The sequence below is a fragment of the Mesorhizobium sp. M2A.F.Ca.ET.046.03.2.1 genome (assembly GCF_003952425.1).
Taxonomy (GTDB): domain Bacteria; phylum Pseudomonadota; class Alphaproteobacteria; order Rhizobiales; family Rhizobiaceae; genus Mesorhizobium.
On sequence record NZ_CP034449.1, the window covers coordinates 1,739,103 to 1,760,868 of the forward strand.

Below are 21,766 nucleotides of genomic sequence, written 5' to 3' on the forward strand. Positions count from 1 at the left end.
AGGACGCTCGCTGAGCGCTTGGTGGCAAATTGAGCACTGTCGCCCTTCCCATCGACAGCTTCGGCGTGAGCCACAAGGGCTGCGTGCGCGACCACAATGAGGACAATTACCTCATCGAGCCGCAGACCGGGCTCTGGGTGGTGGCCGACGGCATGGGCGGGCATGAGGCCGGCGAGGTCGCCTCGGCCAGTATCGTCGACCATCTGGCGACGATCGGCATTGCGAGCTCGGCCCCGGACCTTCGCGCCCGCTTCGAGGACAGGCTCAGCCGCGCCAATGCCGAGATCCGGGGCATATCGCGATCGCGCGGCATCACCATCGGCTCCACTTTCGCCGCCCTGCTTGCCATGGATGGGCGCTTCGCCTGCCTGTGGGCCGGCGACAGCCGCATCTATCTCGTGCGCAACGGCTCGATCTTCCAGGTCTCGAAGGATCACACCGAGGTGCAGGAACTGCTCGACCGCGGCATGATCAGCGCGGAGGAGGCGCGCACCTGGCCGCGACGCAACGTGATCACGCATGCGGTCGGCGTCAGCGACGAGCTCGAGATCGATTTCCAGCAGGGCGAATTGATGCCGGGCGACGTTTTCGTCCTCGGCACCGACGGGCTGACGGCGCATGTCAGCGACGCCGAGATCGAGGCCGCGGCCAGATCCGCCACGCCGCGGGCGGCATGCCAGGCCCTCCTGGATACGGTGCTGGCGCGCGGCGGTACCGACAATGTGACCATCGTACTTGTGAAGATCGGCGGCAACGGCGCGCCCCATCCGGATCGGTCCGCAGCGGAGGGCCTGGCCAGATGAGCGACGACGACAAGACCCGGATCTCGCCGAACGTGACCTATGCCGGCGTCGGCACGCAGCTCAGCGGCATTTACGAGCTCGACGAGCGGATCGCCTCGGGCGGCATGGGCGAAGTCTATCGCGGCCACAACATCCAGACCGGCGATCATGTGGCGATCAAGATCGTGCTGCCCGAATTCGCGCGCGACCAGACGATCCTGTCGCTGTTCCGCAAGGAAGCGTCGATCCTCAACCATCTCTCGCATGACGCGGTGGTGCGCTACCACGTGTTCACCATCGACCCGGGGATCGGCCGCCCCTATCTCGCGATGGAGTTCGTGGACGGCCAATCGCTGTTCGACATGATGCGGCGCGGGCCGATGCCAAGCGACGATGTGCGCCGGCTTTGCCACCGCCTCGCCTCTGGCTTGAGCGCCGTGCATCAGGCCGGCGCGGTGCACCGCGACCTCTCGCCTGACAACATCATCCTGCCCGGCGGCCGGGTCGAGCGCGCCAAGATCATCGATTTCGGCATCGCGCGCTCGGCGACCGTCGGCGGCGAAACGCTGATCGGCGGCAAATTCGCCGGAAAATACAATTATGTTTCGCCGGAACAACTCGGCCTCTATGGCGGCGAGGTCAGCGAGCAATCGGATATCTACAGCCTCGGCCTGGTGCTGGCGGCGGCGCTGCGCGGCAAGCCGCTCGACATGAGCGGCTCGCAATATGAGGTCATCGAGAAACGCCGGACCGTGCCGGACCTGTCGGATATCGATCCCGATTTCCGCGAACTCATCGAAGCCATGCTGCAACCGGATCCGCGCGACCGGCCGGCGAGCATGGCTGAGATCGCCCGAGCAACGCGCGGTGAGGATCTCGAGCCGACATTGCCGCCGCCGGTGTCGTTCGGCGCGCGCGAACGCTCGGGCCTGCCGCGCGCCGGCTGGACGGCGCCGCCGGACTCCAAGCCCCAGACACCACCTTCCGGCGAGCCGCGTTTCGTCGAGCATGTGCGCCCCGCCTACCTGTCGGAGCCAAGGCCCGCGCCGGCCGCCACCCCGGCCAGCGCGCCCGCGCCGGCCGCGCCCAAAAAGCCTTCGCGCATGCCTGTCATCGCCGGCGGCGCCGCGGCGATCGCCGTCCTGGCGGTGGCGGGCCTCTATTTCAGTGGCGTCCTGGCGCCCATGCCGGTGGCGGAGACACCCAAGCCGCTGACTCCGAAGCCGGCCATCGAGACCGCCAAACCAGTGGCCGAGGCGCAGCAAGCGGAGACGCCGAAAGCTCAGCCGCAGGCGCCGGCCGCGGCTCAGCCGGAAGCACCGAAACCTGACACGGCGAAGCCATCCGCCCAACCTGAGGCGGAGGCCAGGACGCCCGTCGAGCAGCCAGCCACGCAGCCGGAGAGCGAGGCCAAAAGCCAGACGCCTCAGGTCGAGACCAGGCCGGTGCAGCCCTCAGCGCAACAGTCGCCCGCGCCGGCTCCCGGGCCAACGGCTGCCGAAGGCGAGAAACCGACGCGGCCGGCAAGCGAGCCGGCGATCAAGACGCCGGAACCGAGCCAGGCGGCTGAGAACAAGCCGGCGCAAGAGGCAAATCCGCCGGCAGCCAAGCCCAGCGTGAAAGACCTCGTGGATAAGCTTTCCAAGTTGCCTAAGCCGGCCCCATCCCTGCCCCCAACTTCGCAAAGACAGGCATCGACGGAGCCGACCCCCTCGCCGGCCGAGCCGAAGGTCCCGACAGCCAGCCAGCCGGCAACGCCGACCGCGCCAACCCAGCCGGCGCAGCAACCGCAGACGCCGGCAACCAAGCAGCCCGAGACCGACGTCGCCGTCAATGTGCCAAAGCCGGCGCTTCCGTCAGCGGAAGACGACATGGCCAAGTGGAACGAGCAGCGCTCCTGGGTGCGCGATTTCAGCGGCGGCAATTGCTTCTACGCCAACGTGACATCCGGACCCGGCGGCGCCCCCACGATCGAGGGTTACGGAACGGCGGTCCAGCCCTTCGAACAATTGCTCGGCGATTTCCAGTCCAGGTTCCATATCGAGCCAGACATCAGCGTGCGCCTCATCACGCTCTCCCAGTGCGGCGTGCCGACTTTCCTTCGCTTTCTCGACCGGAGTTCGGCCGCGAAGCCGCAGCTTGTCCTCGACAAGACATCGATACCGGATGGCGCGCCGGTCAGCGGCGCGCTCTATACGGGCGGCGGGCTCGTCTCCAACATCATGCTGATCGACCACAAGGGCGTCGCCTTCAACCTGGACGACCGCATGGTGGCGCAAACCGACAAGGTGACCTTCAATATCCCTATCGGCCTCGCCGCCGCGGACAAGGCGGCCGGCAAGGCGGTGCCGCAGATCATGCTGGTGATCACCGGCCCCAAGGACATCCAGGCCGCCATGTTCTCAAGGCCGACGCCGGCCTCGGAGCTGTTGCCAAGGATCCTCGAAGAGATCGAGGCCGGCGGGTCGCAGTTCTCGGCCACGGCCAGCTATTTCCGGCTTGGCGGATAGCATGAACGCCGATGGACCCTCGCACCTTGCGTTCTTTGCAACAGCCCCCGCCACGCAAGCTGCGTAGCTTGCTGTTTCCGGGCCGCATGACGCTTGCCGCTTTGCTCGGCGCGGCGCTGTTCTCGATGCTTTCGCCCGGCAAGGCGCATGCCGAATTCACCGTCTGCAACCAGACGCTCGACGTCGTCAATCTCGCGGTCGGACAGAAGGTCGACAATGCCGACCAGACGGACGGCTGGTGGACGATCGGCGCCAACCAGTGCGTCAATGTCATCCGCGAGGAGCTGACCAACCGCTACATCTATCTCTACGCCACGGACGTCTTCGGCCACGCGATCCTCAACGGGTCGACCGAGATGTGCATCGACCGGAGGCGCTTCTCGATCCGCGGCATCGAGGAGTGCTGGCAGCGCGGCCATATCGCGGCGCGCTTCGTCGAGGTCGATACGCTCGAACAGGTGCGCTGGACCTATTTCCTGACCGGAAACAGCCCGTGACGCACTCGATCGACACGAGCTTCAAACAGAAGAAGCAGGCGCGCCTGGCCGAGCGCCGGCGCAAGCTCTGGCGCCGGGCCCTTGCCGGCCTTGCCTCGCTCGCCGTCGTTGCCGTCGCCACCGGCTTCTATCTGACCAAGGACTATTGGTCGTTCGGCGACGAGGACGAGGAGCTGCATCCGGTCGAGGGCATGGAAGACGTGCCGCCCGACGCCTCAGTCTATGTGCCGGCGATCATCGATCTGGCCGGCGATCCGATGTGGATCACATTGGCGCCCGATGCCGACACCGCGACGAAGGGCAAGACCGTGGCGCGCCCGGCTGAGCTCGACAGTTCGGAGGCTTCGCCGCAGATCGAAATCATGTCCGACGTGATGCTGAGCGCCAGCGAAAAGTTCATGACGACGATCCCCTCGACGCAAGAGGATTTCGCCTTCTTCCAGGCGCAGCGGCAGGTCGCTCCCAAGCCTTCGGCAACGGCGCCCGACGACCAGCAACCGGGCCCGCCTGCTCCGGCCGTGGCGCCGGACGATCAACAGGGCGATCCGCAAGGCGACCTGCAGAATGATCTCCAAGCGGCACCGGACGAGAGCGACGCCGGCTCGGCGCCCAAGGCGGACGCCGACGACCCCGAGGCCGGCTGGGGCGAGACCATCGACCAGGGCGAGGCAGCACTCCCCGCCTTCAAGAAAACCGCGATCGAGAACAACACGACCGTCGCGACCGTCACCAGCGAGTATCAGCGCTTCGAGGCCACCGAAGACACGTTCGTGAAGATCCTCAACGACCGCAGCCTGGACAGCGTGGCGCTCGACGCGCATTTCTCCGCCGATGACGCCAAGCTTGCGGGCGAGGCGCTGAAGGCCCTCTTCAACCGCGACGGGCTGGAGGCCGGCTTTGTGGTGGCCATGCGCGGGTTCCGGCCGAACCGCGAGACGACGACCATGTCGCTGATGCAGGTCTCCATCTATGCCAAGAACGTCTATGTCGGCACGCTGACACGCAATGCGGCCGGCGCCTTCGTGTCGGGCGTCGACCCCTGGGTCCGCGAGGATCTGTTCAACTATTCCGGCACCTCCGACCAGGGTGGGCCCAAGCGGCAGTACCGCCTGCTCGACGCGATCTATTCGACGGCGGCGCGCAACAAGGTGCCGACCAGCGTCATCGGCGAGGCGATCATGTATCTGTCGCGCGGGCAGGACCTCGACGCCTTCGCCAGCGAGGACCAGCGCCTGGTGCTGATCTATTCGCAGACGCCGCGCGGCCAAAGCGAGATCTCGGGACGGGTGCTCTATGTCGGCGTCCAGGGCGCGGACAGGAGCCTCGACTGTTTCGTTTTCCAGCAGAGCGACGGCCAATATGCCTGCGTGACCGGCAACGATCAGGTGCGCTCGCTGACCGTCACCAACGGCATGGTCACGCCGGTCGCCGGGGTGATGACCTCGACCTTCGGCCCGCGCAAGCATCCGATCCTGGGCACAGTTCGCATCCACAAGGGCGTCGACTGGGCGGCGCCGGTCGGCACGCCGATCATGGCCGCCTTCGACGGCGAGATCTCCTTCCAAGGCGATGGCGGCGGCTATGGCAATCTGGTGAAGATCACGCATGCCAATGGCCGCGAGACGCGTTACGCGCATATGCAGAAATTCGCCATCGCCAGCGGCGTCGGCACCAAGGTGAAGGCCGGCGATGTCATCGGCTATATCGGCACCACCGGGCTTTCGACCGGCCCGCATCTGCATTTCGAGCTCTACCAGAACGGCGAGGCGATCGACCCGCTGGGGACGGTCACCACGGTGGCCACCGCCGTTGCCGTCAGCTCCGGCGGTTCCGGCGATACCGCGGTCGAAACGCTGACCGACCGGATCGTGCATGTCGAAAGCGGCGGCAGCGCACGCGCCAAGAACCCGCTTTCCTCGGCGACCGGCGCCGGCCAGTTCATCTCCAAGACCTGGATCCGGATGATGAACACCTATCGGCCCGACCTTGCCCGCTCGCTGTCGACCGCCGACCTGCTCGCGCTTCGCTACGACGCCACGCTGTCGCGCGAAATGGTGCGCAACCTGGCGCGCGAGGGCGAGGCCTATCTGCGCGCGCGCGGCCACCAGATCACCGCCGGCCGCCTCTATCTGTGCCATTTCCTCGGCATGGAAGGCGCGGCCCAGGTTCTGGCGGCGCCCGGCTCGAGCCAGCTGAGCGCGGTGCTCGGGTCGGCCGTCATCCAAGCCAACCCGTTCCTCACCGGCAAGACCGCGAGCTACGTCGTGGACTGGGCCGAGCGGAAGATGGGGCAGAGAGTGCCGCGCGTGGCGACCGACCAGGGCCAGCCGACGACGACCACGACCGAGGTGCGGCAGACGTCACCGGAATTCGAGAAATACAAGCAGGCGATCACCGCGCTGATAGGCTCGATCCAGGAGACGCTGGAGCCCGGTTAGGTCCTTGACGACACAGTGATCTTGAAAGATTGCAGGCTTGTTGGACGAGGCTATCAACGTCCGTTTGGAATAGTCAGCGCAAACGCTGGTGGTGAGCTGAAGGCGCATGAACCTCGTCATTCCAGGGCGGAGCAAGGAGCGAAGCGACGCGCGCAGACCCTGGAATCCATGCCGTTACCTGGACCGAAGTGTGCAACGGTGCAGAATTCTGGACCGCCGCAGCGCTTCCAAGTCACGGCATGGATCCTCGGGTCTGCGCGCGTCGCTTCGCTCCTTGCTCCGCCCGTGGATGACGACCGCGACAGTCGTCTCGGCCAATCGCCAAGGCATGGGGTCTGCCAACGTACACTAGCCAACCGGTCAAAACTTCTGTGTTGAGGAACGAGTCGGTTCACTAAACCTCGCATGGCCGGATGGGCCGATTGGTTTTTCAGGCCCGCCAATGGTAAATTAGCGGATACTCACCGAGGAAATTTCGAGCCCCTCGTGAACCAAATCTGTGGTCGAGATCACAGACGCTCAAGGACGATTTTGGCAGAAGCGACGTTGTCGCTTACGACATTCAGCATGCGCAGACATTTATAACGCGCCCCGAGGGGGCGGAGGGCTGATCCCATGAAAGCGTTCGCCATCCTTTTGGGCGGGTTGATCCTGCTGTTCCACGCCGCGTTCGGCGCACAGGCCGCCACGCCCGACAGCAAGCGTGTCGCGCTGGTCATCGGCAACAGCAAATATGTCAATGCCGTCGCTTTGCCCAACCCGGCGAACGACGCCCGCCTTATCGCGTCCACGCTGCGCAACGCCGGCTTCCAGGTGATCGAAGGCGTCGACCAGGACAATGCCGGCATGCACAGCCTGATCAGCAAATTCACCGAAGAGTCCTACAATGCCGACCTTGCCGTCATCTACTATGCCGGGCACGGCATGCAGGTCGACGGCAGGAACTACCTTATTCCGGTCGATGCCGAGCTGACGTCGCCGGCCTATCTCAAGACCCGCACGGTCCAGATCGACGAATTCATGGCGGCGCTGCCCGCCGATCCCGCCGTCGGCATCATCATTCTGGACGCCTGCCGCGACAATCCGCTGGCGCGCACGCTGGCAGCGGCGCTGCCGAAGAGCCGCTCGCTCGGCGCCGGCCTCGCGCCGGTCGACGCAAAGGCCGACGGCATGGGCACGGGCGGCGTCCTGATCGCCTATGCGACCGACCCCGGCGCCATCGCCTTCGACGGCAACGGCGTCGACAGCCCCTATTCGCTGGCTCTCGCCAAGCACCTGACCGAGCCGGGCGTCGAGATCCAGAGTGCCTTGACGCGGGTGCGCGGCGAGGTGACGGAAACCACGCAAGGCCGGCAGCGGCCATGGCACAATGCCTCGCTCGGACGCGAGGTATTCCTCGGCAAGCCCGTGGCAGAAACAGCCTCGCCCGCCGCGACGCCGGTGGCAGACGCGGCCAAGGCGACTTCAGCGCCTGCTCCCGTGGCCAGCGAGCCGCCGTCCTGGGAAGTCGAGCAGCGGCTTTGGGACGAGGCTTCGAAGAGGAACGCCATCCCCTATTACGAGGCCTATCTCGACCAGTTTCCGAACGGCCGTTTCGCTACGGTGGCGAAGCTCAACATCGACCAGCTGAAGGATCCGGCGACGGGCAAGCAGGTGGCGGCGCGCGGCGCGGACGATGCCAGTGCCAATCCCGGCTCGGCCGTCCGCACCTCGGTCGGCATCACCGACGAGATGAGAAAGACGCAAGGCACCGAACTGACGGAAAGCGCCATCGGGCTCGACCGCAACGGCCGCATCGACCTGCAATTGCGCATCGAAGCGCTGGGCAACGAGCTCGGCCAGGTCGACGGCAATATCGGCCCGAGGACGCGCCAAGCGATCGGCGTCTGGCAGGGCAAGAACGGCCTGCCCTCAACCACCTATCTGACGCGCGAACAGCTGGCTCTGCTGGTGATCCAGACCGACCCGATGATGGATGCCGTGCGCGCCAGGAACGCCGCCGACCAGGCGCGCGCCGCGCCGACCAGGAAGCAGGTCGTGCAGAAGACCCGCACGTTGGACCCGACGGCGCAGCAAAAGCCGCGCCGGAAACAGACGCAGGTCGTTCAGCGCCGCCGCAACAGCGACACCGTGGTTCGCGAGGACGCGCCGCCGCCGAGAGAAAACAACGACTTCCTGACCAAGGCGCTGATCTTCGGCAGCGGCGTTGTGATCGGCAACGCGATCAAGAATTGATCGTTGAGCAATTCCAGGAAAAGTGTGAAGCGGTTTTCCGCCTGGAATTGGGTCGAAATAGGCAGCAACAAAAGGGGAGCCGGCGTTTTGACCGAGCTCCCCTTGACCTGTGTCGCTGTTGACGGGCCGGCTTGCCTGCGGCCCGCTATTCCGTCCTGATGCGCATTTCCACGCGGCGGTTGACCGGATCGTATGGATTTGCGACGCGCGGGTGCGACTTGCCGAGGCCGATCGCTTCGAGCCGCGCCGATTCAACGCCGTTGGCTTCGAGGAAGGCGGCCACCGATTGCGCTCTCCGCTGCGAGAGGCCCTGGTTGTAGCTGTCCGTGCCGGTCGCGTCGGTGTGACCCTCGACGACGAAGCTGAACGTGCTCAGCCGATTGTCGTTCAGCGCCTTGGCGAACTCGTCCAGCTCCGTGCGCGCGGTCTGGTCGAGCTGGGCCGAATCCAGGGCGAAGTTGATCATCATGTCGAGGCCAGCCTTCTGGGGCGGCGCCTCGTTCTTCTCGGCCTTGCTCTTGCACTCTTCCTCGGTGCCGACGCAGATGCCGCGTGAGGCGCCAAGATTGCCCTGGCCGGCGAAGAACTTTACGATGTCTTCCGATTTCTGAAGCGGATCGGCGTAGACGTGCGTTGAAAAAAGCACGGTCGCCAATGCCAAGGCTGAACTGCCCCACCGCATGACCGTCACTCCTGTTTTGACCTGTTTCGAGCGGGTTTTCGCTGGCGCGGACTATATCAAATCCCAAAGCGATTGTCTGTGAACAAGCGCACGTTGCCGATGGCCGCCGCCTGATAAGGTTGAGGCTTGACCGGCGCTTGGCCGCGGGTTTCAGTGCTGTTTGTGCCGATGCTCGGGGTGTGGCAGCGATGGCCAATGAACTCGGATACAGAACGGCAAGGGATCTGTTTCTTGCCTGTCCCGCGATCGCCCGGGACATGAAGTCGCCGGCCGTGGCCCAACCCCCGCTGGAATTCTGCCGCGCGCTGCTCGCCGGACGCGTGCCGGAGGAAGCCGTCACCTTCTGCGCCTATCTCCTGCCCGAGCGCGCCGCGGTCTGGTGGGGGCATGAATGCCTCAGTCATCTCGCCGAGCTCCTTGCCGAAAGGGATCTCGAATTGCTGGCACTCGTCAGCGACTGGGTGGGCGAGCCCGGAAATCCTCGCCATCGGGCGGCGCTCAGCAGCGCTGTCGATCCGTCGCCGGCAACGCCGGCTGCCTGGATCGCCTTGTCGGCGGCGTGGCGCGACCCGGCCTTTGATATGCTGTCGACCGGATTCCCCGCCGCCCACGCCGTCAACGCCGGGATCCTGGCGGGGCTGGCGCGCGTTTCGACCGCCGACCGCTTCGCCGTGCTTTCGGCCTTCGTCGAAATGGGCATCCAGATGGTGGAGATGGAAGCGCAACGACCGTCGGTCGGCGCGTATTAGGGTTTTCCGCCGGAGAATACCCATGAAGCCGCAGTTGCGGACGGAACCGCCGCATGCTTTCCCGCAATGCTCTGGTGCGTTTCACCGTCTCACGGAGACGGCGAAACACCCTGTCTCTTTGTTTCTACGCAATTCCGGACGGAAAACCGTTTCACACTTTTTCTGGAATTGCCCTAAGAAGCACGCGTGTCGTGAACGCTGTCACCACCCGCCGCCACCGCCGCCACCACCCCCACCCAGAGGCGCGATGACAGGCGCGGGTTCGCTCGTCACCGGCTTGATCGGCTTCCTGGCGGTCGCCTTCTTTTGCTTGACCACCGTCGGCGTCGTCGTCACGCGGACTTGCTTGGTCGGCTGTTTCGCTGTCGGCGCCGGCTCGAACCTGGGCGCCACGGTCGTGCATCCCGCGACCGCAAGGAAAATGTTGCAATGACCGCTTGCTTCAATGCCCCGCCCACCACTGCCTCCTTGTTGATCAGAATAGGTCCCGACGCGGATTGGATTGCTCCCAGACGGCTCTGGCCGTCTTGATCAATTGGTCGTCTACCGACCCGCCGGCGGAAATTTTCGATTTGAGCTCCGAACGCAATTGCTTCAACGCAGCCGTCTTCGGCTTCGTGCCGAACTGCGCGAGGGTCGTCCGAGCGCCCGGTAACTCGTTACGAAGATCAAGTCCTGCCGCGAACGCCAGATAGCGAACGGCGACCGCCTGATCGGATTTGTCGCCCTTCTGCATCTCGATAGCCGCGCGATCATAGGCCGCCGAGTAGTCGCCGCGATCGGTCGCCAGCTCGAACAGCCTCTGCGCTTCGGCAAGGTTCTTGTCGACGCCGTCACCATCCCGGTACATGCGCGCAAGACTGCCGGGCGCATAGGGCTGGCCGAGATCCATCGCCTTTTGGAAAAGCGCCTGGGCTTGCTTGGTATCCTTCTCGACGCCGCGTCCGCTGAGATAGTTGCGGCCGAGAATGTTCATCGAATACATGTCCTGGCGCTCGACGCCCGCCTTGAGGAAGGCAACGGCGCGAGCCGGGTCGGCGGGCACGCCATTGCGGCCTTCGGTGAAGATCGCCGCAAGATCGTTCATCGCGTAGGTATGGCCCATAGCCGCCGCCTTCAGCAGCAGGTCGAGGCCCTTGCCAGTATCGCGCTGAACGCCGAGACCATTGAACAGCGCGCGTCCCCAGGCGGTCATTCCATAGGGATCGCCTTTGTCAGACGCCTTTGCATAGAAGCCATTCGCCTTCGCCGGATCCACGGCCGTTCCTATGCCGGACGAAGCGATATAGCCCAGCTCGAACACAGCGCGGACATGTCCCTTGTCGGCGGCGTCCTGGATTGCCTTCTTGGCCTCGTCGACCTTGCCGGCGGCCAGCAGCGCGCGGCCGAGTTCGTAGTGGAATCGCGCGACATCGGGATAGGCCTTCACCGCCGCCCGGCAGGCGTCCACCGCGCCGGCGCCGATCTCATTCGGCAAGAGGCCGGGGACGACGCCCTGCAGGTCCAAAGGCTCGCCTGCCTTCTGGTCGCACCGATCGACACTGGGCGACAGCTTCATCGTCGCCGGCTTTGACGGTGTGTTGTCGGCCCTGATTTCGACGCCGACTATCAATGGCTGGACCGTGCCTATCTGCGGCTCGTAGCGCAGTTTATCGACTTCATCGGCCGTCAGGCTCGATTGCGGCGACAGTGTCCGATCCGGCAGGGACAGCGTCCCGGTTGCCGGATAGCTCGCGAGCTTCACGCTGACCGCCGGATCCTTGGTCGGCAAATCCAGCTTCAGCGGAACCGGGCCGACACCGACCGGCACGTTCACGTCGTGGTTCTCGATCGCTTCGGCGGCGCCGGCGATGTGGATGCCGCGCTCCACCACCTGCTGCTTCTGCTCGGACTCCAGGGAGGCCACGAGCTGCTTGCCGGCGGCGCCGTCGCCGTTCTTGACCCGGAACACGAGGATGCCTTGCGATCCGCCGCCCCACTCGTCATGCGCAGCATAGGCCAGCATGTCGACCTGGTCCTCGGCGTCGGCGCCCTTCGGCACGTCCATCTGGAGCCGCGGCAGATCCTTGCCCTCTATTGGCTGGCCCGTCGCGACCGGCTTGCCGTCCAGGATCAGGTGCCCCATTGCCGGCGGCCTTTCGATGCTGATGGTGACCGCGCCGCCGTCGACATCGACGGGCACAGGCAGGTCGAGCGCGACCGGTCCGACGCCCGACGGCACGGTCTTTTCCAGCACCGGCGGCAAAGCCGGCCGGTTGGCGCGGCGCATCAGCACCACCTCGTCGATCAGCGAGGAGTTTTCCCAAGGAACCTGCGCCCCCTTGGTGGCCTCGACCACATCGCGGCGCACGGCCGCCATGACGGAGCGTATCTCCTGGTTCGGTGCCAGCGCGCGGCGGGAGAAGGCGGAAGAGAACGGGCTGAGGTCGCCGGCGCCGTCATAGGCGACGGCGCCCGGCTCGGTGGCGAAGGCGATCAGCGTGTTCAGCGAACTCTTCACCTGCGCAAGGCCGGTGCCGCCGGCCGCGATCAACTGGTCGCGCAGCCAGTAGTCCTTGCGCGGGAACGGATTGTTGCGGCAGGCGTCGAGGATGATCACCTGGATCTTCGATTTGGCGCGCAATTGCTGCAGGACATCGTCGAGCTTGACCGCCTGGACCTCGATGTCGGCCGCAGCCTTGAGCGACGCATCGACCGGGATCAGAAAATTCTCGCCGCCGATTTGAAAGCCGTGGCCGGAATAGTAGACGACCGCCAGATCGGCGCCGTCGGCCGCCGCGAGATAATTGCGGAACTCCTTCTCGAACTGGAGCTTGGTGAGGTCCTTGGCGACGAACACATCGAACCCGGCCACCCGAAACGTGTTCGATACGTCCTCGGCATCCTTGTCAGGATTCTTGAGCGCCGGGATTTCGCGGTATTGCGAATTGCCGATGACAAGCGCAACTCTTCGATCGGCCTGCGCTTGCACCGTCGTGAGACCCAAGACGATCAAGGCCGCAATCAGCGCGTAGCGTCGCAGCATGGCAAAATCCCCAACCGCTATGACCTGTCGGCCACAAGAATTCAGCTTGCGGCATCGCGGTCTGTTAAAGACTTCACAATCTGCCAAGGCGGCAAGGAACGCGCCCGCGATGGCAGGCAGGCGTATCCAATAAACTGCTAAAATAGCTCAGAGGCCCGGACGCCGCAATGACCTGGGCAAGCGCATCGCCGGCTGCGAGGCGAGGACGCCCCGGTTTGTCCGGGCGTCCTCGGATACGCACGCCCGCAAAGCGTTTGCTTCCCGGCGTATATCGGCTTGCCGTCCGCAGTCGCCGCGCCAGATGATAGCGGCGGCTGAAGCCGCGCCGGGCGCTCTTTCGGGGGTCAGGCGCCGCTCCACATCGCATCCGGCACCACGACCAGCTTGCCGACGAAGTCCTTGCCCATGAAGTCGGTCTGGGCGCGGTGGAAGTCCGAGAGCTTGTAGACGCCGCCGACCAGCGGCTTGATCTTCTTTTCCTCGATGTAGCGGACAATGCGGCGGAAGTCGGCGCGCGTGCCTTGGCTCGAGCCGTGGAGCTGGAGCTGCTTCAGATACATGGTGCGGAGATCGAGCTGCACGACCGGGCCGGCGATCGCTCCGGCAGTCGTGTAGCGGCCCTCGGGCCGCAGGATGCGCAGCAGGTCGTTGAAGATGGCGCCACCGACGAGGTCGGCGACCACGTCGATGGGCTGGCCGCCCGTCGCTTCGTTGACGGCGGCGAGCAGGTCGGCCACGCCGCGCGTGATCACCTTCTCGGCGCCGATGTCGAGCACAGCCTGCTCCTTGCCCTTGCCGACGACGGCATAGGGGATGGCGCCGCGCGCCCTGGCCAGTTGCACGATGCCTGAGCCGACGCCACCGGAGGCGCCGGTGACCAAGACGCGCTCGCCGGCCCTGAGCGCAGCACGCTCCAGCATCTGCTCGCCGGTGAGATAGGCGCAGCAGAAGGTGGCGAGCTCGACATCACTCAAGTCGGTGTCGACGACATGCGCGTTCTCAGCCGGCAGCGCCTGGTATTCGGCATAACCGCCGTCGCGGCCGTGGCCCATATAGTCGATGTCGGCCAGCGAATCGTCGTCGCGGTTGTAGATCGAGAAGTCGACCATGACCCGTTCGCCGATGCGGCTCGCCGGCACGCCGTCGCCGATAGCGACAATTGTACCCACCGTGTCGGTGCCCTGGATGCGCGGGAAGGTCAGCGTGTTGCCCTGGCGGCGCCAGGTCGAGACGGCTGCGGCATTCTCCTCCGTGCCATAGGCGCCCTGGCGCACCCAGACATCGGTGTTGTTCATGCCGCAGGCGCTGACCTTGACCAGCACTTCGCCGGCGGCGGGTGCCGGCACCTTCACATCGGTGCGGTAGACGAGCTTCTCCAGGCCGCCATGGCCGGTAAGCTGGACGGCGGCCATGGTGGCGGGAACGGTTCTGGTCATGGCATTCATATCACTTCTCGGATGTCGCTTCTCAGATGCTCGCAAAAACGCTGTTCACAGCGTCGGCGGTCTTGGCGACGACGATGTCGGCCTCCTCGCGCGTCAGGCAGAGCGGCGGCGCGAAGCCGAGGATGTCGCCCTGCGGCATGGCGCGGCCTATGACGCCGCTGGCGGCCAGCGCGGTCGCAATCTGCGGCCCGGCCTTCAGCGCCGGATCGAAGAACACGCGGTCGTCGCGGTCCTTGACGAACTCGACCGCGGCCAGCATGCCGTCGCCGCGCACCTCACCGACATTCTTGTGGCCGCCGACGGCCCTGGCGAGCTCGGCGCGAAAGTAAGCGCCCACCTCCCCGGCATTCCTGACCAGATCCATCTCGTCGATCAGCTCGAGATTGGCAACGCCCGCGGCGACGCAGATCGGGTGCGCCGAGTAGGTCCAGCCATGGCCGAGCGATCCAAGCTTGTCGGATCCCTTGACCAGCACCTGCCAGACCTTGTCGGAGACGATGACGCCGGAGAGCGGCGCATAGGCCGAGGTCAGGCCCTTGGCGATGGTGATCAGGTCCGGCTTGATGCCGTAATGGTCGGAGCCGAACATCGTGCCGAGACGACCGAAGCCGGTCACCACCTCGTCGGCGACGAGCAGCACGTCATATTTGTTCAGCACGGCCTGGATCTTCTGCCAGTAGCCGGCCGGCGGCGGCACGATGCCACCGGTGCCGAGGATCGGCTCACCGATGAAGGCCGCGACCGTATCAGGGCCTTCGGCGAGGATCATCTCCTCGAGCTTGTCGGCGCAATGCTGCGAGAACTGCTCTTCGCTCATCGAGCGGTCGGCGCGGCGGAAATAATAGGGCGCCTCGGTGTGCAGGATCGGCGCGCGCGGCAGATCGAAGGCATTGTGGAACAGCTCCAACCCGGTCAGCGACCCGGTCATCACGCCGGAACCGTGATAGCCGCGCCAGCGCGAGATGATCTTCTTCTTCTCGGGACGACCCAAGACGTTGTTGTAATACCAGATCAGCTTGATGTTGGTCTCGTTGGCATCGGAGCCGGAGAGGCCGAAATAGACCCTCGACATGCCCTTCGGCGCGCGATCGATGATCATCTTGGCAAGCGTGATCGAGGCCTCGGTGCCGTGGCCGACATAGGCGTGATAGTAGGCGAGATTCCGGGCCTGTTCGGCAATGGCGTCGGCGATCTTCTGGCGGCCATAGCCGACATTGACGCAGTAGAGGCCGGCGAAGGCATCGATGCTCTTCTTGCCGGTGTTGTCCCAGACGGTGACGCCTTCGCCGCCGGCCATGATGCGGGCCGGCGATTCACCGCGCGCGTGCGTGCCCATATGCGTCGAGGGATGGAAGAAGTGGTCGCGATCCCAGGCGGAGAGTTCGTTGGACTGTTCGAGCATTTTTTGACTCCTGACGAGAATGAGGGCCTGCGCAGCTTAGGCTACATCGAGGCAGAGGTATTTGAGGTCCGTAAAGGCTTCGAGGCCGTGGCGCGAGCCTTCGCGGCCGATGCCGGATTGCTTGACGCCGCCGAACGGGATCGGCGCGCCGGTGATCTTGACGCGGTTGATCGCGACCATGCCGTAGTCCAGCGCACGCCCCATGCGCGCCTGCCGCGCGCCGTTCTCGGTGACGACATAGGCGACGAGGCCATATTCGGTGGCATTGGCGCGGGCGACGACTTCGCCCTCGTCGTCGAACGGAGTGACGTCGGCGACAGGCCCAAAAGTTTCCTCGCGCATGATCAGCGCTTCGTCCGGCACATCGACAAGCAGCGTCGGCTGGTAGAACAGCGGGCCGGCAGCGTGACGCTTGCCACCGGTCAGGCAGCGCGCGCCATGAGCGATTGCGTCGGCGACCTGTTCCTCGATCTTCTTGACCGCGCGCTCATGCATCAACGGCCCGATCTCGGCGTCCGCGGATAGCCCGTTGCCGACGCGAAGCTGCTCGATGCGGTGCGCGAAGGCGGCGCAAAAGCGGTCGTAGATCGGCCGCTGCACATAGATGCGGTTGGCGGCGAGACAGTCCTGGCCGGAGGTGGCGAATTTGGCGTCGAGCGCGATGGTCACCGCCCTGTCGATGTCGGCATCGTCGAACACGATCAGCGGCGCATGGCCGCCGAGCTCCATGACCAGGCGCTTCATCGTCGCAGCACTTTGCGCGGCGATCAGCCGGCCGACTTCGGTCGAGCCGGTGAAGCTCATGGCGCGGACCCTGGCGTCGGCGCACATGGCGCCAACGATGGTGCGCGCGTCGCCGGTGATGACGTTGAAGACACCGGCCGGCAACCCGGCGCGCTCGCCAAGTTCCGCCAGCGCCAGGGCCGACAGCGGCGTTTCGGAGGACGGATGCGCCACCACCGTGCAGCCGGCGGCAAGCGCGGCCGCGGCCTTGCGGGTGAGCATCGCCGACGGAAAATTCCACGGCGTGACGACGCCGACCACGCCGAGCGGCTCGCGGCGCACCGACATCTCGGCGTTCGGCAGATGGCTGGTGACGCTTTCGGCGTTGAGGCGTTTCGCTTCCTCGGCATACCACTCGACGAAGGAGGCGGCGTAGTCGATTTCGCTCAGCGATTCCTTCAGCGGCTTGCCCTGCTCGAGCGTCATCAGCAGCGCCAGATCGTCCTTGGCGGCGATGATCAGATCGAACCATTTTCGCAAGATTTTCGAGCGCTCCTGCGGCAACAGCGCCCGCCAGCCGGGATACGCGCGGGATGCAGCGTTGATCGCCTTCGTCGTCTGGGCGGCATCGAGTGCCGCCACAAAGGCGATGGTAGCGCCGGTCGCCGGATCGGTGACCTCGAAACTTGCCGCCGCCTCGCTTGCCGTCCAGTGGCCGTCGACATAGGCGAGCGCGCGCAACAGGCGGCGATCGGCGAGGCGGTCGAGCGCTTCATGGTGGTTGGTGCGGGCAAAATGCGCGGACATCAGTCAAGTCTCCCGGTGTCGAGGCGATAGGGAGAGACTAGACGCGCGATCGAGACAAAGAGGCTGTTTCGGCGGTCCGATGTAGAGAGATTGTCTCTATTTGTCCGGGAGAGCAGGTCGATCTCTCTAGCTTGCCAGCTGGCGGGTGCCACCAAACGGTGAAAATTGGCCGAGGCTCCTCAGCCTCGTCATCCTTGGGCGAAGCAGGAGCGCAGCTCCGTCGCGGAGACCCAAGGATCCATGCCGTTACCTTGATCGAAGGGCGCAGCGGCACAGAATTCTGCACCGTCGCAATGCCTTAGCGTCGGCATGGATCCTCGGGTCTGCGCCGCGTCGCTTCGCTCCTTGCTCCGCCCGTGGATGACGAAGTGCGGACGTTTCGGCTAATCTCCACGCTGATCGCGAGGCCGACTCACCCTTGCTCCGGCAGCAGGTCGGCCACCGGCAGCACGGTCTCGTCCTTGACCGTCTTGGTGACGATGTAGGTGAAGTAGCGGTCGATGCCGATCTCGCGTTCGAGCAGACCGTCGACCAGCCGCTGATAGGCGTCGATGTCGCGCGCCATGACCTTCAGCACGTAATCGACGCCGCCGCCTACCGACCAGCAGGCGACGATCTCCGGGACATCCCGCACCACCCGCTCGAACCGGTCGAAGTCGGCCTGGCGATGGTTGGCCAGCGTCACCTCCATCAGCACGGTCGCCACCGGCGCGATGACGCGCATGGCGATCGCGGCGTGATAGCCGGTGACGATGCCGGCTTTCTCCAGCTTGCGCAGCCGCATCCAGCACGGCGTCGGCGACAGGCCGACCTTCTCGGCCAGCGCCAGCTTGGTGATGCGCCCGTCGCGTTGGATGGCGTCGAGAATCCTGAGGTCGATCGGATCGAGCTTCGCTGCCGCCATGCGGTATCCGCCTTTCGTTCAGGACACCATGACGATGCATTATTTCGATTGTCAATTGCACTGATTTCGATCTCTAATAAGTCATGACATTATGGCAGCCAGATCCTGCTCTCATTCGCCGCCCGGCCTATCTCTCGCTGGCCGACCAGTTCGCCCGCGCCATCCATGACGGGCGGCTGGCCAACGGCACGCGGCTGCCGACGCACCGCCGGCTGGCGGACGATCTGAAGCTTTCGGTGCAGACCGTCAGCCGCGCTTATGAGGAATTGATCCGCCGCGGCCTGATTTCCGGCGAGGTCGGCCGCGGCAGCTTCGTGCAGACGCAGCGCCGGGAACCGGAGCCGCCGTACATTCCGGAGCGGCTGGGCGAGGTCATCGACCTTTCCATCCTGAAGCCGGTCTGCGAGCCGATGCATCTGGAAAAACTGAAGCAGGCGCTGGGCTGGCTCGCCGAGAACCTGCCGTCAAGCTCGGCCCTGTCGTTCCGGCCGAACATGGTTTTCCCGCGCCACCGCGCGGTGGCTGTCGAGTGGTTGAAGCTTTGCGGGCTGGAGGCGTCGCCGCAGAACATCAGCCTCACAAACGGCGCCACCGCCGGCATGACGGTGGCGCTGATGAGCGTGGCGCCACCCGGCTCGACGGTCGCGACGGAGGCGATCGGCCACCACACGCTGGTGCCACTTGCGCGCTATCTTGGCTTCAACCTGGAAGGGCTACCGATCGACGGCAACGGGCTGATCCCCGAGGCGCTCGACGAGGCCTGCCGTCTCTCGGACATTCGCGCCGTCTTCGTGCAGCCCTCGGTGATCAACCCCACGGCGACCCTGATGGACGCCGCCCGCCGCGAGCAGATCGCCGCGGTCGCGCGCAAGCACGACATCGCCATCATCGAGAACGACGTGCTGGGGCCGCTGGTCGAAGGCCGGCCGCCGGCGGTCGCCGCGTTTGCGCCGGAGCGGACGCTCTACGTCACCTCCTTCACCAAGATCACCGTGCCCGGCCTGCGCATCGGTTATCTGGCGGTGCCGGACCGCTATGTCGCCGCCGTCGCCAACCGCCACCTCGTCTCGAACTGGATGGCGACCCCGATGGTGGCGGAGATCGCCACGCGCTGGGTGAACGACGGCACGGCGATGGAACTGGTCAACTGGCAGCGCGCGGCGCTGAGGCGACGCCAGGAGATTGCCGCCGAAATGCTGGCGGGCGTCGATTACCGCGTCCATCGCGACGGGCTGCATCTGTGGCTCGAGCTGCCGGGCGACCGCGCCGAGGAAAGCTTTGTCTCTCAAGCGCGCCTGCGCGGCGTGGCGATCGCGCCGGGCACTTCGTTCCGCATCGCTGACACGCCATGGCATCCGGCCGTGCGCATCTCGCTCGGATCGACCACAGAGGGGGAACTGCGGGTGGGCCTGAGCGTTGTCGCCAAGCTGCTGCTCGGCGATCCGGAGCATCTCCTGCTCGCCATCTGATGCACAAAAGGAGTCCAGATTGCCCTGAAATTGTGCCGCGCCGGAAATATTGTCATGATATTATTTTCCTAATTGACATGATTTGGTACGTTTCGCATCGTTAAGGGCATATGCTTCTCCAGCAACGGGGAAATGGATTGCCCGCGCCCATCATCAAGGTCGATGTGATTTCGAAGAGCTTCGGCACCTTCAAGGTGCTGGACGGTTTGTCGATGCAGGTGATGCCCGGCGAGAAGCTGGCGCTGATCGGTCCGTCCGGCTCCGGCAAGACGACGATCCTGCGCATCCTGATGACCTTGGAGAAGATCGACGGCGGCCACATCCAGGTCGATGGCGAGCAGCTCTACCACATGAAGCGCAACGGCCAGCTGCTGCCGGCCGACGAGCGCCACCTGGCCAGGATGCGACAGAAGATCGGCATGGTCTTCCAGCTCTTCAATCTCTTTCCGCACAAATGCGTCATGGACAACGTGACGCTGGCGCCGATGCTGACCAAGGGCGTCGCGCGCGCCGCCGCCGAGAAACGGGCGATGGAACTGCTCGACATGGTGGGCCTCGCCGACAAGGCGAAAGCGATGCCGGCGCAGCTCTCCGGCGGCCAGAAGCAGCGCGTGGCGATCGCGCGCGCGTTGGCGCTGTCGCCCAAGATCATGCTGTTCGACGAGGTCACCTCGGCGCTCGACCCGGAGCTGGTCGAGGAGGTGCTCAACGTCATGCGCAAGCTCGCGGCCGAGACCGACATGACGATGCTTCTGGTCACCCATGAGATGGGCTTCGCCCACGACTTCGCCGACCGCGTGCTGTTCTTCGACCGCGGCAGGATCGTCGAGGAAGGCAAGCCCGATGAGATTTTCCGCCATCCCAAGCAGGAAAGAACGCAGAGCTTCCTGAAGAAGATCATCGCGGCCGGACATCGCGTCTGACCGCTATGCAGACGGGCGGCGCAAGCTGTCCACGGGCGGCCCAAGGCCGTCCCGAACCGAGCAGACCAATAACAGAAACAAGGAGTTGGGAACGATGAAGAAACTTGGGATTCTGGCTGGCGTCGCCGGCCTCGCAGTGAGCACGATGCTGCTCGCCTCCGGCGCGCGTTCGGCCGACGATGCAAAGCTGGAGCAGCTCAAGCAGCAGGGCTTTGCCCGCGTCGCCATCGCCAACGAGCCGCCCTATACGGCGGTGGCCGCCGACGGCAAGGTCTCGGGCGCGGCGCCGGACGTGGCGCGCGAGATCTTCAAGCGTCTCGGCGTCAACGACATCGTCGCCTCCATCTCCGAATATGGCGCCATGATCCCCGGCTTGCAGGCCGGCCGCTTCGACGTCGTCACCGCCGGCCTGTTCATGAAGCCGGAGCGTTGCGCGGCGGTCGCCTATTCCGAACCGGTGCTGTGCGACGCCGAGGCGATGCTGGTGAAGAAGGGCAATCCGAAAGGCTTCAAGAGCTATGAGGATATCGCCAAGGACAGCTCCGCCACCGTCGGCGCGCCCGGCGGCGGCACCGAGGAGAAGCTGGCGCTCAATGCCGGCGTGCCGCGCGATCGCGTGGTCGTCGTGCCGGACGGCCAGAGCGGCCTGAAGATGGTGCAGGACGGCCGCATCGACGCCTATTCGCTGCCGGTTCTGTCGATCAACGACCTGATGAAGAAGGCCAATGATCCGAACCTCGAAGTGATCGCGCCGGTGCAGGGCGCTCCGGTCTATTGCGACGGCGCCGCTTTCAAGAAGGGCGACGAGGCGCTGCGCGACGCCTATGACGTCGAGCTCGCCAAGCTGAAGAAGTCCGGCGAGTTCGCCAAGATCATCGAGCCCTACGGCTTCTCCGCCAAGGCGGCGATGTCGACGACCCGCGAGAAGCTCTGCGCGGCGAAGTAAGGCGCTCTTTGCCTTCTCGTCGCTTGCGGGGAGAAGGTGTCACGAAGTGACGGATGAGGGGCGGCGCCAAGATATCAGAAGCTGGCTCCGCCCCTCATCTGCCTGCCGGCTTTCGTCGCTCGAAAAGCCAAGCAATTGGCTTTTCGTTCGCTGCGCGAACCGCTCCTCAACTCCCCGTGAACGGGGAGAAGGGACTTGACGCGGCTGCCCCGCACAACCGCAAACGATA

16 protein-coding genes are annotated in these 21,766 nt (G+C 65.2%); 9 read left to right on the forward strand and 7 right to left on the reverse strand.

Going from position 1 to position 21,766, the window contains the following annotated elements; all coding sequences use genetic code 11:
- Window positions 1-29: 29 nt before the first annotated feature.
- From EJ072_RS08350 to EJ072_RS08370, 5 genes are all read left to right on the forward strand, one after another.
- The gene (locus tag EJ072_RS08350; protein WP_126079285.1) at window positions 30-803 is read left to right on the forward strand and encodes a PP2C family serine/threonine-protein phosphatase; all 774 of its coding nucleotides are present in this window, start codon (window positions 30-32) and stop codon (window positions 801-803) included.
- Entirely contained in the window at window positions 800-3,292 is a 2,493-nt protein-coding gene (locus EJ072_RS08355) for a protein kinase (RefSeq protein WP_126079286.1), read from the forward strand. The genes EJ072_RS08350 and EJ072_RS08355 overlap by 4 nt, the downstream gene beginning before the upstream one ends.
- 26 nt (window positions 3,293-3,318) lie before the next feature.
- Window positions 3,319-3,789, forward strand: a complete 471-nt coding sequence (locus tag EJ072_RS08360) for a DUF1036 domain-containing protein (RefSeq protein WP_245467256.1) — start codon at window positions 3,319-3,321, stop codon at window positions 3,787-3,789.
- Window positions 3,786-6,227: a M23 family metallopeptidase gene (locus EJ072_RS08365; RefSeq protein ID WP_126079287.1), complete on the forward strand. Its 2,442-nt coding sequence runs from the start codon at window positions 3,786-3,788 to the stop codon at window positions 6,225-6,227. Before EJ072_RS08360 ends, EJ072_RS08365 begins: the two co-directional genes overlap by 4 nt.
- A gap of 615 nt (window positions 6,228-6,842) precedes the next feature.
- A complete protein-coding gene (locus tag EJ072_RS08370) occupies window positions 6,843-8,462 on the forward strand; it encodes a caspase family protein (RefSeq protein ID WP_126079288.1) in 1,620 nt (539 codons plus the stop codon).
- 145 nt (window positions 8,463-8,607) lie between these two features.
- Here the strand turns inward: EJ072_RS08370 and EJ072_RS08375 are convergent, their stop codons facing one another.
- Window positions 8,608-9,108, reverse strand: a complete 501-nt coding sequence (locus EJ072_RS08375; protein ID WP_126079289.1) for an OmpA family protein — start codon at window positions 9,106-9,108, stop codon at window positions 8,608-8,610.
- 173 nt (window positions 9,109-9,281) lie between these two features.
- Between EJ072_RS08375 and EJ072_RS08380 the strand changes: the two genes are divergently transcribed.
- Window positions 9,282-9,893 (forward strand): hypothetical protein, encoded by a 612-nt coding sequence (locus EJ072_RS08380; protein WP_245467257.1) that lies wholly within the window; start codon window positions 9,282-9,284, stop codon window positions 9,891-9,893.
- 201 nt (window positions 9,894-10,094) lie between these two features.
- Here EJ072_RS08380 and EJ072_RS08385 read toward each other — a convergent pair whose 3' ends face one another.
- The 6 genes from EJ072_RS08385 to EJ072_RS08410 form a co-directional block, all read right to left on the reverse strand.
- Window positions 10,095-10,286, reverse strand: a complete 192-nt coding sequence (locus EJ072_RS08385; protein WP_127409660.1) for a hypothetical protein — start codon at window positions 10,284-10,286, stop codon at window positions 10,095-10,097.
- Between the two features lie 82 nt (window positions 10,287-10,368).
- Window positions 10,369-12,918: a caspase family protein gene (locus tag EJ072_RS08390; protein WP_126079291.1), complete on the reverse strand. Its 2,550-nt coding sequence runs from the start codon at window positions 12,916-12,918 to the stop codon at window positions 10,369-10,371.
- A 344-nt stretch (window positions 12,919-13,262) separates the two neighbouring features.
- A complete protein-coding gene (locus EJ072_RS08395) occupies window positions 13,263-14,363 on the reverse strand; it encodes an alcohol dehydrogenase family protein (RefSeq protein WP_126079292.1) in 1,101 nt (366 codons plus the stop codon).
- Window positions 14,364-14,385: 22 nt separating this feature from the next.
- On the reverse strand, window positions 14,386-15,765 hold the full coding sequence (locus tag EJ072_RS08400) for an aspartate aminotransferase family protein (RefSeq protein WP_126079293.1): 1,380 nt from the start codon (window positions 15,763-15,765) through the stop codon (window positions 14,386-14,388).
- A gap of 36 nt (window positions 15,766-15,801) precedes the next feature.
- Window positions 15,802-17,295, reverse strand: a complete 1,494-nt coding sequence (locus EJ072_RS08405) for an NAD-dependent succinate-semialdehyde dehydrogenase (RefSeq protein WP_126079294.1) — start codon at window positions 17,293-17,295, stop codon at window positions 15,802-15,804.
- A 412-nt stretch (window positions 17,296-17,707) separates the two neighbouring features.
- Window positions 17,708-18,199, reverse strand: coding sequence for an Lrp/AsnC family transcriptional regulator (locus tag EJ072_RS08410; protein WP_126079295.1), 492 nt, complete (start codon window positions 18,197-18,199; stop codon window positions 17,708-17,710).
- An 83-nt stretch (window positions 18,200-18,282) separates the two neighbouring features.
- On the opposite strand from EJ072_RS08410, the gene EJ072_RS08415 reads away from it, so the two are divergent.
- From EJ072_RS08415 to ehuB, 3 genes are all read left to right on the forward strand, one after another.
- Window positions 18,283-19,668, forward strand: coding sequence for a PLP-dependent aminotransferase family protein (locus tag EJ072_RS08415; RefSeq protein ID WP_126079296.1), 1,386 nt, complete (start codon window positions 18,283-18,285; stop codon window positions 19,666-19,668).
- A 137-nt stretch (window positions 19,669-19,805) separates the two neighbouring features.
- On the forward strand, window positions 19,806-20,591 hold the full coding sequence (gene ehuA, locus EJ072_RS08420) for an ectoine/hydroxyectoine ABC transporter ATP-binding protein EhuA (RefSeq protein ID WP_126079297.1): 786 nt from the start codon (window positions 19,806-19,808) through the stop codon (window positions 20,589-20,591).
- 94 nt (window positions 20,592-20,685) lie between these two features.
- Window positions 20,686-21,537, forward strand: a complete 852-nt coding sequence (gene ehuB / locus EJ072_RS08425) for an ectoine/hydroxyectoine ABC transporter substrate-binding protein EhuB (RefSeq protein WP_126079298.1) — start codon at window positions 20,686-20,688, stop codon at window positions 21,535-21,537.
- The last annotated feature ends 229 nt before the right edge of the window (window positions 21,538-21,766 follow it).

Coding starts and splice junctions, on each gene's coding strand:
- EJ072_RS08410 (WP_126079295.1), bottom strand. CDS start 18,199: ATGGCGGCAGCGAAGCTCGATCCGATCGACCTCAGGATTCTCGACGCC.
- EJ072_RS08355 (WP_126079286.1), top strand. CDS start 800: ATGAGCGACGACGACAAGACCCGGATCTCGCCGAACGTGACCTATGCC.
- EJ072_RS08390 (WP_126079291.1), bottom strand. CDS start 12,918: ATGCTGCGACGCTACGCGCTGATTGCGGCCTTGATCGTCTTGGGTCTC.
- EJ072_RS08405 (WP_126079294.1), bottom strand. CDS start 17,295: ATGTCCGCGCATTTTGCCCGCACCAACCACCATGAAGCGCTCGACCGC.
- EJ072_RS08370 (WP_126079288.1), top strand. CDS start 6,843: ATGAAAGCGTTCGCCATCCTTTTGGGCGGGTTGATCCTGCTGTTCCAC.
- EJ072_RS08400 (WP_126079293.1), bottom strand. CDS start 15,765: ATGCTCGAACAGTCCAACGAACTCTCCGCCTGGGATCGCGACCACTTC.
- EJ072_RS08395 (WP_126079292.1), bottom strand. CDS start 14,363: ATGAATGCCATGACCAGAACCGTTCCCGCCACCATGGCCGCCGTCCAG.
- EJ072_RS08415 (WP_126079296.1), top strand. CDS start 18,283: ATGACATTATGGCAGCCAGATCCTGCTCTCATTCGCCGCCCGGCCTAT.
- ehuB (WP_126079298.1), top strand. CDS start 20,686: ATGAAGAAACTTGGGATTCTGGCTGGCGTCGCCGGCCTCGCAGTGAGC.